The organism is Streptomyces sp. NPDC054770 (assembly GCF_053611985.1).
This window is the reverse complement of sequence record NZ_JBSHBL010000079.1, coordinates 1-11,264: the sequence shown is the minus strand read 5'-3', so window position 1 is coordinate 11,264 and position 11,264 is coordinate 1. Positions and strand designations below refer to the sequence as shown.

Here is an 11,264-nt window from a genome sequence, read left to right as displayed (position 1 = left end):
AGTTCCCTTGCCGACGCGTAACGTGAGGCACCATGAAGATCCTCATCAGCGCCGACATGGAGGGCGCCACCGGGGTGACCTGGCCGGGCGACGTGCTGCCCGGCGCGCCGCAGTGGGAGCGGTGCCGGCCGATGTTCACCTCCGACGTCAACGCCGCCGTCCTCGGTTTCTACGACGGCGGCGCCGACGAGGTCCTCATCAACGAGGCCCACTGGAGCATGCGCAACCTGCTCCTGGAGCAGCTCGACGACCGCGCCGAGATGATCACCGGCCGTCACAAGACGCTGTCCATGGTCGAGGGCGTCCAGCACGGCGACGTCGACGGCGTCGCCTTCGTCGGCTACCACACCGGCGCCGGCATGGAGGGCGTCCTCGCCCACACCTACCTGCCCAACTCCGTCACCGGCGTCTGGCTGAACGACGTCCGCGCCAGCGAGGGCCTGCTCAACGCGCACGTCGTCGCCGAGTACGGCGTCCCGGTCGTCCTCGTCACCGGCGACGACCTGGCCTGCGAGGACGCCCTCGGCTACGCGCCGGAGGCGTTCAAGGTCGCCGTCAAGGACCACGTGTCGCGGTACGCGGCCGTGTGCCGGACCCCCGCCCGGACCGCCGCCGACATCCGCGCCGCCGCCAAGGACGCGGCCCGGCTCGCGGTGCGCCACGAACCCGTGGCCGGCGGACCGTTCACCATCGCCCTGGAGGTCGACGCCGAGCACCTCGCCCTGGCCGCCACCGTCGTCCCCGGCGTGGAGCAGGTCGGCGAGCGGAAGGTGGCGTACACCGAGGGGACCATGTACGACGGCATCCGCACCTTCAAGGCGGTCACCACGATCGTCTCCGCCGCGGTGGAGGAGCAGTATGGCTGACCAGCAGGCACTGGACGAGGTCGTCCGGTTCACCTCCGAGCTGATCCGGATCGACACCAGCAACTTCGGCGGCGGCGACTGCCGGGAGCGGCCCGCCGCCGAGTACGCGGCCGAGCGGCTCGCCGAGGCGGGCCTGGAGCCGATCCTTCTCGAGCGGACCGCGGGGCGCACCAACGTCGTCGCCCGCATCGAGGGCACCGACCCCGCCGCCGACGCGCTCCTTGTCCACGGCCACCTCGACGTCGTACCCGCCCAGGCCGCCGACTGGAGCGTCGACCCGTTCTCCGGGGAGATCCGCGACGGGGTCGTGTGGGGGCGGGGCGCCGTCGACATGAAGAACATGGACGCGATGATCCTGGCGGTGGTGCGGGCCTGGGCCCGGGAGGGGGTACGGCCGCGCCGGGACATCGTCGTCGCCTTCACCGCCGACGAGGAGGCCAGCGCCGAGGACGGCTCCGGGTTCCTCGCCGACCACCACCCCGAACTGTTCGAGGGCTGCACCGAGGGCGTCGGCGAGTCCGGCGCCTTCACCTTCCACGACGGCACCGGACGGCACCTCTACCCCATCGCCGCCGGGGAGCGCGGCACCGCCTGGCTCAAGCTCACCGCACGCGGCCGGGCCGGACACGGCTCCAAGGTCAACAAGGAGAACGCGGTCACCCGCCTCGCCGCGGCCGTCACCCGCATCGGCGAGCACCGGTGGCCGCTGCGGCTCACCCCGACGGTCACCGCCGCCCTCACCGAACTCGCCGCGCTCTACGGCATCGAACCCGACCTCGCCGAGGTCGACGTGCTCCTCGACAAGCTCGGCCCGGCCGCCGGGCTGGTCGAGGCCACCATCCGCAACAGCGCCAACCCGACCATGCTCAACGCCGGTTACAAGGTCAACGTCATCCCCGGCGAAGCCGTCGCCTTCGTCGACGGACGCTATCTGTACGGCACCGAGGACGAGTTCCGCGCCACCCTCGACCACCTCACCGGCCCCGACGTCGACTGGGAGTTCCACCACCGCGAGGTCGCCCTCCAGGCACCGCTGGACGCACCGACGTACGCCCGGATGCGGGCCGCCGTCGAGGAGTTCGCCCCCGACGGGCACGTGGTGCCGTACTGCATGTCGGGCGGCACCGACGCCAAGCAGTTCTCCCGGCTCGGCATCACCGGCTACGGATTCGCCCCGCTCAAGCTCCCCGAGGACCTGGACTACCAGGCCCTGTTCCACGGCGTCGACGAACGCGTCCCCGTCGAGGCCCTGCACTTCGGCGTCCGGGTCCTGGAGCGCTTCCTGCGCACGGCATAGCACGGAGTAGTACGGAGTAGCACAGAGCGGCACGGCATCGGCGAGTAGGAGAGAACGTGGAGACGAAGGCGTACGGCTCCTGGCCCTCACCCATCGACGCGGCCCTGGCCGCCGCGCACGACGGCTTCGCCGAATGGGTGGGCTTCGTCGGCGACGAGCCCTGGTGGACCGAGCCCCGGCCGGCGGAGGGCGGCCGCAGGACCCTGGTACGCGGCAGCACCGGGGAGTCCGTGCTGCCCGCGCCGTGGAACGTCCGCAGCCGGGTCATCGAGTACGGCGGACGGCCCTGGACCGGTGCCGTACCCGACGACGGCGGTCAACCCCTGCTGGTCTTCGTCCACTTCGACGACCAGCGGCTGTACCTGTACCGGCCCGGCGAGGCACCCCGGCCGCTGACCCCGCCCGGACGTCGCTGGGCCGACCCGCAGTTGCTGCTCGACCGGGGCGAAGTCTGGTGCGTCCTGGAGGAGTTCACGGGCGCCGCACCCACCGACGTCCGGCGGGTGCTCGCCGCCGTACCGCTGGACGGCTCGGCCGCCGACGACCGGGCCGCCGTACGCGAACTCACCGACGGACGGCACCGGTTCGTCACCGGACCGCGCCTGACGCACGACGGGCGCCGGGCCGCCTGGCTCGCCTGGGACCATCCGCGGATGCCCTGGGACGGCACCGAACTGCTGGTCGGCGAGGTCGGCGCGGACGGTGTCCTGCACTCGGTCCGCACCGTGGCCGGCGGTCCCACGGAGGCCGTCGCACAGGTGGAGTGGTCCGCGGACGACCGGCTGCTGTACACCAGCGACCGCAGCGGCTGGTGGAACCTCTACCGCGACGACGAACCGCTGTGCCCGCGCGACGAGGAGTTCGCGGGGCCGCTCTGGCGGCTCGGCCAGAACTGGTTCGCGCCGCTGGACAACGGCTTGATCGCCGTCCTCCACGGGCGCGGGCCGCTGGCACTCGGGATACTCGACCCGGAAACCGGCGAGACCGCCGACGCCGCCGGACCGTGGACCGAGTTCTCCGCCACCCTCGCCGTGCACGGCACCCGTGTCCTCGCCGTCGGCGCCGGCCCGCGCACCGCCCACGAGGTCGTCGAACTCGACACCTCCTCCGGCCGCACCCGGGTCGTCGGCACCCCGCACCAGGACCCGGTCGACCCCGCCCACTACCCCGAGCCGCAGGTCCGCACCTTCGCCGGTCCCGGCGGCCGCGAGGTGCACGCCCACATCTACCCGCCCCACCACCCCGGCCACACCGCCCCCGAGGGCGAGCTGCCGCCGTTCGTCGTCTGGGCGCACGGCGGCCCCACCAGCAGGACTCCGCTCGTCCTCGACCTCGCGATCGCCTACTTCACCTCTCGGGGCATCGGGGTCGCCGAGGTCAACTACGGCGGCTCCACCGGATACGGGCGGGAGTACCGGGAGCGGCTGCGCGAGCAGTGGGGCGTGGTCGACGTCGAGGACTGCGCGGCCGTCGCGCTCGCCCTCGCCGAGGAGGGCACCGCCGACCGGGCCCGGCTCGCGATCCGCGGCGGCAGCGCCGGCGGCTGGACCGCCGCCGCCTCCCTGACCGGCACCGACGTCTACGCCTGCGGCACCATCTCCTACCCCGTCCTCGACCTCACCAGCTGGGGCGCGGGGGAGACCCACGACTTCGAGTCCCAGTACCTGGAGTCCCTGATCGGACCGCTGGCCGAGGTGCCCGAGCGGTACGTCGAGCGGTCGCCCAGCGAGCACGCCGACCGGCTCACCGCGCCCTTCCTGCTGCTCCAGGGGCTGGACGACGTGATCTGCCCGCCCGCGCAGTGCGAACGCTTCCTCGCCCGGCTCGACGGCCGCCCGGTACCGCACGCCTACCTCACCTTCGCGGGCGAGGGCCACGGCTTCCGGCGCGCGGACACCCTGGTCCGAGCCCTGGAGTCCGAGCTCGCCCTCTACGCTCAGGTGTTCGGGCTCGACGTGCCCGGAATCCCCGAGCTGGAACTGGTGAAGTGACCGAAGTGGCCGTATCGACCGAAGTGACCGCACGGACCAGACCGCCGAGGCTCTCCGCCGGAGCCCGGGTCGCCGTGGTGGCGACGAGCGGGCCGGTGGTCGAGGAGCGGCTCCAGGCCGGCCTCGACATCCTGCGCGGCTGGGACCTCGACCCGGTGGTGGCACCCCATGTGCTCGCCACGGACGGTGAGCTGGGGTACCTCGCGGGCTCCGACGCCGACCGCGCGGCCGATCTCCAGCGGGCCTGGTGCGACCCGTCCGTGTCCGCCGTGCTCTGCGCGCGCGGCGGCTACGGCGCACAGCGCCTCGTCGACCTGCTCGACTGGGAGGCGATGCGGGCGGCCGGCCCGAAGGTGTTCGTCGGCTTCAGCGACGCGACCGTACTGCACGAGGCGTTCGCGACCCGGCTCGGGCTCGCCACCCTGTACGGGCCGGTGGCCGCGGGCGCCGACTTCGTCAAGAGCACCGAGGCACAGGACCACCTGCGGGCCACCCTCTTCGCCCCGGAGACGGTCCGTACCGTCCCCTCCCGGGGCGCCGCGCTGGTGGGCGGCCGCGCCAGGGGCGTCACCGTCGGCGGCTGCCTGCGGCTGCTCGCCACGGGCGTCGGCACCCCGCACACCCACACCGGTGCCCGGGGCGGTCTGCTCCTTCTGGAGGACGTCGGCGAGGCGCCGTACAGCCTCGACCGGAGCATCACCCAGCTGCTGCGGTCCGGCTGGCTCGACGGCGTCGCCGGGATCCTGCTCGGCTCCTGGGACCGGTGCGGGCCCTACGATCAGGTACGGGCGATGCTCCTCGACCGGCTCGGCGGCCTCGGCGTCCCGGTGCTGGAGGAGTTCGGGTTCGGGCACTGCGAGGCGGCCCTGACCGTCCCGCTCGGCGTGGCCGCGGAGCTGGACGCGGACACGGGCACACTGACGCTGCTGGAACCGGCCCTGCGCTGAGCGCCCACCCGGAGGGTCGCTGCCCGCCGGGCGCGGCCCTCCGGACCTGCGGGTCGTATTTCGTGAAACTCCCGAGCCAGCCCCGCGTAGGGTGACGGGATGCCGCACACCGCTTCCCGCTATCTCGCCGAGGGCCCCCGCGTGGGCATCCGCCACTTCACCTACGAGGACGGCGCCGAGTTCATCGCCCGGACCAGGGAGAGCAAGGACCTCCACCAGCCCTGGCTGTTCCCGCCCACCACGGACGCGGCCTACGCCGGCTACGCGGGGCGGCTGATCGAGGACCGCAGCAAGGCCGGGTTCCTGGTCTGCGAGAAGGGGACCGGGGAGCACGACGGGGCGATCGCCGGGTTCATCAACATCAACAACATCGTCGAGGGCGGCTTCCAGTGCGGTGCGCTCGGCTACGGCGTGTTCGCGCACGCCGCCGGGCGCGGGCTGATGCGCGAGGCGATGGGCCTGGTCGTGGACTACGCCTTCGGGCCGATGCGGCTGCACCGGCTGGAGATCAATGCCCAGCCCGGCAACGCCGCGTCCATCGCGCTCGCCCGCGGTGCCGGGTTCCGGCTGGAGGGCTTCTCACCGAACATGATCTACATCGACGGGGCCTGGCGGGACCACGAACGCTGGGCGATCACGGCGGAGATGCGGTCCACCGGCTGACCTTTGCGCAATCCTGACCGGCAGCTCCCCTGGCCAGCTCACCCGGTGCCGGGTTCCATGGTGATCGTGACGAGGATCCGACGTGAGGTACTGACCCTGCCCGCGGCGGAGTTGGGCCCGGACAACCCGCTGCCGCCGCTCCGCCCCCTGGAAGAGATCCACCACGTCGACGAGCGCGACCGGGAGGACCTGCCGCGGGACATGGCCCGCCAGCTCGGCTACGAACCGCTGCGCAGCCTCCTCCCGGTCCGGGTCCGCGACGGCTACGGCAGAGCGCGCACACCCCGCGATCTCGACGCCCTCGTGATCGAGAACGACCGGCTGCGCGCCACCGTGCTGCCCGGCCTCGGCGGCCGGATCGCCTCCCTCGTCCACCTGCCCACCGGCCGCGAACTCCTGTACCGCAACCCGGTGTTCCAGCCCGCCGACCTCGCCCTCAACGGCGCCTGGTACGCCGGCGGCATCGAGTGGAACATCGGCGCCACCGGCCACACCACCCTCTCCTGCGCCCCGCTCCACGCGGCCCGCGTCCCCGCCCCCGACGGCGGCGAGATGCTCCGGCTCTGGGAGTGGGAGCGGCTGCGCGACCTGCCCTTCCAGGTCGACCTCTGGCTGCCGGACGGTTCCGACTTCCTGTACGCCGGCGTCCGCGTCCGCAACCCGCACGAACACCCGGTGCCGGTCTACTGGTGGTCCAACACGGCCGTACCGCAGGACCGCCGGGTCGTCGTCCCGGCCGAGGAGGCCTGGGAGTTCGGGTACGAGCGGCGGCTGCGCCGGTCGCCCGTCCCGGCCCACGACGCGCAACAGCCGTACCCGGCCGACTGGTTCTACGACATCCCGGACGGACGGCGCCGCTGGATCGCCGCGTTCGACGCCGACGGCCACGGCCTGGTGCAGACCTCGACCGACGAACTGCGCGGCCGGAAGCAGTTCGTGTGGGGCGCGGGGCCCGGCGGCCGGCGCTGGCAGGAGTGGCTCTGCGGCACCGGCACCGGCGGCTACCGCGAGATCCAGGCCGGACTGGCCCGCACCCAGCTGGAACACGTTCGCCTCGACGCGGAGAGCGAGGTGTCCTGGCTGGAGGCGTACGGACCGCTGTCGGCAGCGCCGCAGAGCGTCGAGAATGAGCTCGAACTCGCCCTGTCGCGCGCCGAGTTCGATGCCGCGCACGCCGCCTGGAAGCCGTACGCCGACATCGAACCCGGCGAACTCCTCGCCACCGGCTCGGGCTGGGGCGCCCTCGAAGTGCTGCGCGCCGACTGGAAGCTGCCCGGCACGCCGTTCGCCGAGCCGACGCTGACCGAGGAACAGGCCCCCTGGCGGGAACTGCTGCGCACCGGCACGTTGCCCGAACCCCGCCGGGTACGGCCGCCCGGACCGACCCTGGTCGCCCCGCACTGGCGCGACATGCTGGAGACGGCCCCCGCCACCCCGCACACCGAGTACCACCTCGGCGTCGCCCAGTGGCACGCCGGCGACCGCGCCCAGGCCGTCCGCAGCTGGGAGCGGGCCCTCCCGCTCGCCCCGTCCCTCTGGCCGCTGCTGCGCTGTCTCGCCGTCGCCGACCAGGAGTACGGGCACCACGAGCGGGCCGCCGAGCGGTACGCCGACGCCTTCGACGACCTGTGCCGGGAGCGCCGCGACGACGGCGAGGCGTGGACCGCGGCCTGCGCGGCGCTCGGCCGCGAGACCGTCGAGGCACTGCTGCGGGTACGGCGGGTCGCGGACGCCCGCGCCGTCTGGGAGACCCTGCTGCCCGCGACCCGGGAGCGCGGCCGCTTCCGGCTCCTGGAAGCGGAACTGCTCCTCGCGGAGGGCCGGCGGACCGCGGCCCGTGCCGTGTTCGACGCCGGGTTCGAGGTCGCCGACCTGCGGGAGGGCTCGGAGGCGATCGGCCGGCTGTGGGCGCGGCTCGCCGACGAGCCGCTGCCCGCCCGGTACGACTTCGGGATGCGGCCGCAGAGCCTTTGATCTGTGTCCTTGATCAGTCCTGGCGCTGGTCGACGTACTCGAACACCGAACCGTCCGGGTGCATCGCGATCAGATTGCGGCCGACGGGCGTGGCCACCGGCCCCGCGATGACCCGGGCGCCGAGCTCGTCCAGCAGCCGGCGGGCCGCGTCGACGTCCTTCACCGCGATCGTCGCGGCCACCTTGCGCAGCACCTCCAGCTCCGCCTCCGGTCCACTCATCAGGAGGAAGGAGCCGACCGCGGCGACCTGGACGCCGCCGCGTTCGAAACGGAGGGCTCTGCCGCCGGAGAGGCGTTCGTAGAACGGGATCGCGGTATCGATGTCGTCGACGCAGATGCGCAGGGAGGCGCCCAGAATCTCCATGGGCACGAGCCTAGTTGCCGCGGGCCGGGATGGTGTCACCTCCGGTGATCTCCTGTTATGGCATTTCCGGTGCGGGTACCCGCACGATATGGAACACCTGGATCATCTCGAACATCTGGACAAGGACCTCGTCGACGAGCTGGCGCAGGTCGCGCGCGAAACCGTCCGGGACGAGCTGCGCGAGCAGGGCCGGAAGCGGCGGCGGGCCGCCGTGCTGTACGGCGCGTCCGGCGCGGTCGCCCTGTACGCCGGGGCCGCCGTGGCGCTGGCCGTGGGGCTGGCGTGGGCGATCCTGCTGCCGGGGTGGGCCGCGGCGCTGGTCACCTCGGTGATTCTGGGGGTGGTCGCCTGTGCGCTGAGGCAGGCGGGGCGGCCGAGGAGGCCGCGTGCACCGCGCCGGGTCGTCGGGGGGACGGCGCCTGCGGGGCCGCCCGGGGGGCTGGGGCTGGGGTTGCCGTATCCGCCCATGCCGGCGGCTCCGCCTGGGGCGCCGGGGGCGCCAGGTATGCCGGGTGCGGATCCGGAGTCGCCTCATCACCGGGGTTGACCTGCGGTCAGCGCCGTTTCCGTTGCGGTCGTCGCCTGCCGCGGGCCGGTGGGGGCTGGTCGCGCAGTTCCCCGCGCCCCCATGGGGCGCGCTTGTGCGGGCGGCGCTTTGACGGGAGGTCTTTCGACGCGCGGTGTTTCGGGGGCGAGCCTACGGTTACCTGGGAGGCCCTGGGGCTCGGCGTGTTCCCGGAGGCACACCGTGGCGCGTCGACCCCGGACTGTGACCGCGCCCGATCCCTCGCGGACCGTCTCCCGGAAGGAGCCTCATGAACACCGCCGAACTCGTCGAACTCGCCCAGCAGTTGCGCGTGGACAGCGTGCGGGCGGCCGCTGCGGCCGAGTCCGGACATCCGACCTCTTCGATGTCCGCCGCCGATCTGATGGCGGTGCTGCTCGCCCGTCATCTGCGCTACGACTTCGAGCGGCCCGACCACCCCGGCAACGACCGGTTCATCCTCTCCAAGGGCCACGCCTCGCCGCTGCTGTACGCCGCCTACAAGGCGGCCGGTGCCATCGACGACGCCGAACTGCTCACCTTCCGCAAGCTGGGCAGCCATCTGGAGGGACATCCCACCCCGCGCCGGGTGCCGTGGGTGGAGACCGCCACCGGCTCCCTGGGGCAGGGTCTGCCGGTCGGTGTCGGGGTCGCGCTGTCCGGGAAGCGGCTGGAGCACGGCCGCTACCGGGTCTGGGTGCTGTGCGGGGACAGCGAGCTGGCGGAGGGCTCCGTGTGGGAGGCCGCCGAGCACGCCGGGTACGAGCACCTCGACAACCTCACCGCGATCGTGGACGTCAACCGGCTCGGCCAGCGCGGTCCCACTCGGCACGGCCACGACCTCGACGCCTACGCCCGCCGCTTCCAGGCCTTCGGCTGGCACACCTTGGAGATCGACGGGCACGACGTGGACGCCGTCGACCGCGCCTGCGGCGAGGCCGCGGCCACCGCCGGACAGCCCACCGTGATCCTCGCCCGCACCCGCAAGGGCAGGGGCGTCGCCGCCGTCGAGGACCGTGAGGGTATGCACGGCAAGCCGCTGCCGCACCCCGAGGAGGCCATCGCCGAACTCGGCGGAGTGCGGGACCTGCACGTTCATGTGCAGGAGCCGCCGGCGGCCCGCGCGCTGCACTCCGTGTCCACCGGCGCACTCGAACTCCCGCGCTACGACCAGGGCGACGAGGTCGCCACCCGGGACGCCTTCGGCAAGGCGCTCGTCGCGCTCGGCCACGCCCGGGCCGACGTCGTCGCGCTGGACGGCGAGGTCGGCGACTCCACCCGTACCGAGCTCTTCGGGAAGGAACACCCTGACCGCTACTTCGAGTTCTACATCGCCGAACAGCAACTCGTCGCCGGCGCCGTGGGCATGGCCGCGCGCGGCTGGGTGCCGTACGCGTCCACCTTCGCCGCCTTCCTCACCCGGGCCTGTGACTTCCTGCGCATGGCCTCCGTCAGCGGCAGCGGGATCAACCTGGTCGGCTCGCACGCGGGTGTGGCCATCGGGCAGGACGGGCCCTCCCAGATGGGCCTGGAGGACCTGGCGATGTTCCGCGCGCTGTACGGCTCGACCGTGCTCTACCCGTGCGACGCCAACCAGACCGCCAGGCTCGTCGCGGCCATGGCCGGGCTCGACGGCATCCGCTATCTGCGCACCTCGCGCGGTGCGAGCCCGGTGATCTACGGCCCGGACGAGGAGTTCCCGGTCGGCGGCAGCAAGGTGCTGCGCTCCTCCGAGGAGGACCGGCTGACCGTGGTCGCCGCCGGGGTCACCCTGCACGAGGCGCTCAAGGCCGCCGACGCGCTCGCCGAGGACGGCATCCGGATCCGGGTCGTCGACCTGTACTCCGTCAAGCCCGTCGACCGGCAGACGCTGCGCCGCGCCGCCGAGGAGACCGGCTGTCTGCTCACCGTCGAGGACCACCGTGCGGAGGGCGGGCTCGGCGACGCGGTCGCGGAGGCGTTCGCCGACGGCAGGCCCGTACCGCGGCTGGTCCGGCTCGCCGTGCGTACCATGCCGGGTTCGGCGGCGCCCGACCAGCAGCTGCACGCGGCGGGGATCGACGCCGACGCGATCGCGGCCGCCGGGCGACTGCTGGTGGAGGAGGCCGTCGTGCGCTGAGACGCAGGACGCCGGCCGCAGGGTCAGGAGGAGGACAGATGACAGCACATGGCGGGCTCCGGTACGTGTACGCCGTCTGCCGTCCGTTCGCGGCGGCCCTTCAGGCCCAGCTCACCGGCGTGGCCGGCGCCCCGGCGGGGTTGGTCAGGCACCATGGCCTGGTCGCCGTCGTCAGCACGGTCCCGGAGGGGGACTTCGCCGAGGAGCCGCTGCGGAACCGTCTGGCGGATCCGGAGTGGCTGGCCGCGACCGCCCGTGCCCATCAGGGCGTGGTCGACGCCCTCACCACGGTCACCACGCCGGTCCCGCTCGGGCCGGCCACGGTGTTCCGGGACGACAGCGGCGTACGGACCATGATGGAGGCCCGCGAGGCCTACTTCCTCCAGACCCTCGACCGGCTCGAAGGCCGGGGGTGTTGGTGGGGGCCCATGTATCAGGCCCACCAAACAGCCCGGGCGCCCCCGGGGCCCGCGGGAAATGGACGAAATATACGACACTC

At 73.3% G+C, this 11,264-nt stretch carries 10 protein-coding genes; 9 read left to right on the top strand and 1 reads right to left on the bottom strand.

The annotated features are described in order from the left end of the window. The first annotated feature begins 32 nt into the window (after positions 1 to 32). From ACWGKQ_RS42215 to ACWGKQ_RS42190, 6 genes are all read left to right on the top strand, one after another. Positions 33 to 866 (top strand): M55 family metallopeptidase, encoded by an 834-nt coding sequence (locus ACWGKQ_RS42215; protein WP_453297351.1) that lies wholly within the window; start codon positions 33 to 35, stop codon positions 864 to 866. Beyond that, entirely contained in the window at positions 859 to 2,163 is a 1,305-nt protein-coding gene (locus ACWGKQ_RS42210) for a M20/M25/M40 family metallo-hydrolase (protein WP_453297350.1), read from the top strand. Before ACWGKQ_RS42215 ends, ACWGKQ_RS42210 begins: the two co-directional genes overlap by 8 nt. Before the next feature lie 56 nt (positions 2,164 to 2,219). Beyond that, positions 2,220 to 4,154, top strand: a complete 1,935-nt coding sequence (locus ACWGKQ_RS42205; RefSeq protein WP_453297349.1) for a S9 family peptidase — start codon at positions 2,220 to 2,222, stop codon at positions 4,152 to 4,154. Between the two features lie 5 nt (positions 4,155 to 4,159). Beyond that, on the top strand, positions 4,160 to 5,101 hold the full coding sequence (locus tag ACWGKQ_RS42200; protein WP_453297348.1) for a S66 peptidase family protein: 942 nt from the start codon (positions 4,160 to 4,162) through the stop codon (positions 5,099 to 5,101). Positions 5,102 to 5,200: 99 nt separating this feature from the next. After that, positions 5,201 to 5,764, top strand: a complete 564-nt coding sequence (locus tag ACWGKQ_RS42195) for a GNAT family N-acetyltransferase (RefSeq protein ID WP_453297347.1) — start codon at positions 5,201 to 5,203, stop codon at positions 5,762 to 5,764. 57 nt (positions 5,765 to 5,821) lie between these two features. Further along, positions 5,822 to 7,738 carry a DUF5107 domain-containing protein gene (locus ACWGKQ_RS42190; protein ID WP_453297346.1) on the top strand — a complete coding sequence of 639 codons (1,917 nt, stop codon included), beginning with the start codon at positions 5,822 to 5,824 and terminating at the stop codon, positions 7,736 to 7,738. Positions 7,739 to 7,751: 13 nt separating this feature from the next. Here ACWGKQ_RS42190 and ACWGKQ_RS42185 read toward each other — a convergent pair whose 3' ends face one another. After that, a complete protein-coding gene (locus ACWGKQ_RS42185; RefSeq protein WP_453297345.1) occupies positions 7,752 to 8,102 on the bottom strand; it encodes a VOC family protein in 351 nt (116 codons plus the stop codon). A gap of 88 nt (positions 8,103 to 8,190) precedes the next feature. Between ACWGKQ_RS42185 and ACWGKQ_RS42180 the strand changes: the two genes are divergently transcribed. The 3 genes from ACWGKQ_RS42180 to ACWGKQ_RS42170 all read left to right on the top strand — a co-directional run. Continuing rightward, the gene (locus ACWGKQ_RS42180; protein WP_453297344.1) at positions 8,191 to 8,649 is read left to right on the top strand and encodes a phage holin family protein; all 459 of its coding nucleotides are present in this window, start codon (positions 8,191 to 8,193) and stop codon (positions 8,647 to 8,649) included. A 268-nt stretch (positions 8,650 to 8,917) separates the two neighbouring features. Continuing rightward, positions 8,918 to 10,765, top strand: coding sequence for a transketolase (locus tag ACWGKQ_RS42175; protein WP_453297343.1), 1,848 nt, complete (start codon positions 8,918 to 8,920; stop codon positions 10,763 to 10,765). A 38-nt stretch (positions 10,766 to 10,803) separates the two neighbouring features. Further along, the coding region (locus tag ACWGKQ_RS42170) for a GvpL/GvpF family gas vesicle protein (protein WP_453297342.1) at positions 10,804 to 11,264 on the top strand (461 nt) is incomplete at its 3' end.

What these genes read in the sequence shown, in the direction of transcription:
- ACWGKQ_RS42215 (WP_453297351.1), top strand. Translation starts at nt 33, where the DNA reads ATGAAGATCCTCATCAGCGCCGACATGGAGGGCGCCACCGGGGTGACC.
- ACWGKQ_RS42210 (WP_453297350.1), top strand. Translation starts at nt 859, where the DNA reads ATGGCTGACCAGCAGGCACTGGACGAGGTCGTCCGGTTCACCTCCGAG.
- ACWGKQ_RS42195 (WP_453297347.1), top strand. Translation starts at nt 5,201, where the DNA reads ATGCCGCACACCGCTTCCCGCTATCTCGCCGAGGGCCCCCGCGTGGGC.
- ACWGKQ_RS42190 (WP_453297346.1), top strand. Translation starts at nt 5,822, where the DNA reads ATGGTGATCGTGACGAGGATCCGACGTGAGGTACTGACCCTGCCCGCG.
- ACWGKQ_RS42185 (WP_453297345.1), bottom strand. Translation starts at nt 8,102, where the DNA reads ATGGAGATTCTGGGCGCCTCCCTGCGCATCTGCGTCGACGACATCGAT.
- ACWGKQ_RS42180 (WP_453297344.1), top strand. Translation starts at nt 8,191, where the DNA reads ATGGAACACCTGGATCATCTCGAACATCTGGACAAGGACCTCGTCGAC.
- ACWGKQ_RS42175 (WP_453297343.1), top strand. Translation starts at nt 8,918, where the DNA reads ATGAACACCGCCGAACTCGTCGAACTCGCCCAGCAGTTGCGCGTGGAC.